Source organism: Rahnella sp. P4_A8, assembly GCF_056402435.1.
On sequence record NZ_JBFUHK010000388.1, the window covers coordinates 1 to 539 of the forward strand.

A 539-nucleotide genomic window follows, 5' to 3' on the forward strand; every position below is an offset into this window, starting at 1 on the left:
GCGCCAACAAGGTCGTCGTGTCTATGCAGCACAGAGCACGCACTTACCGTTGAAAGTGAATATGGCCGGGGTTATCCCAGCGATCTTCGCTTCCAGCATTATTCTGTTCCCTGCCACGATTGCATCATGGTTTGGGGGTGGGACTGGTTGGAACTGGCTGACTACGATTTCGCTGTATTTGCAGCCTGGACAACCGCTTTATGTGTTACTCTATGCGACTGCAATCATCTTCTTCTGTTTCTTTTATACTGCGTTGGTTTTCAACCCGCGTGAGACAGCAGATAACCTGAAGAAGTCCGGTGCATTTGTACCAGGAATTCGTCCGGGAGAGCAAACGGCGAAGTACATCGATAAAGTAATGACTCGCTTAACCTTAATTGGTGCGATGTATATTACTTTCATCTGCCTTATCCCGGAGTTCATGCGTGACGCGATGAAAGTTCCATTCTACTTTGGTGGTACTTCTCTACTGATCGTAGTCGTCGTTATCATGGACTTTATGGCTCAAGTGCAAACTCTGATGATGTCAAGTCAGTATG

The 539-nt window shown here is 47.1% G+C and carries 1 protein-coding gene; it reads left to right on the forward strand.

What is annotated here, in order from left to right; all coding sequences use genetic code 11:
• On the forward strand, positions 1-539 hold a 539-nt coding region (locus tag AC1DUO_RS26165), incomplete at both ends, for a preprotein translocase subunit SecY (protein ID WP_477989661.1).